Annotated in this window: 1 protein-coding gene; it reads right to left on the bottom strand. The window is 79.3% G+C overall.

Annotation, left to right across the window (positions count from 1 at the left end; all coding sequences use genetic code 11):
* Positions 1–266 (bottom strand): type II secretion system protein, XpsN-like (locus Y887_RS17595; protein ID WP_046965581.1); only part of this gene is annotated, 266 nt, incomplete at both ends.

The raw sequence follows: 266 nt of genomic DNA, 5'->3' as shown, positions 1-266 counted from the left end.
GGGCGGGCGGGGGCGGCGGGGGTTGCGGGGGCGGGGGGGCGGGGGGGGAGGGCAGGGGGGGGCCCGCGCCCGCCGCACCACGCGCGGCGGCGTTGGCGGTCGGCGGTTGCCCGCCCTGGCCGTTGAACACGTGCAGTTCCAGGGTCTGGGTGCCACCGGGGCCTTCGATGGTTGCACTGCGCGGCTGCAGGGCCAGCAGGCGCCAGCCCTTGACCGCTTCGCCGCCGAGCTGCACGCGCACCGAGTCCTGCGGGTCCAGGGTCAGC

It is taken from the genome of Xanthomonas pisi DSM 18956 (assembly GCF_001010415.1).
Taxonomy (GTDB): domain Bacteria; phylum Pseudomonadota; class Gammaproteobacteria; order Xanthomonadales; family Xanthomonadaceae; genus Xanthomonas; species Xanthomonas pisi.
Note: the sequence above shows the minus strand (reverse complement) of the source record. Positions and strands in the feature narration are given on the sequence as shown.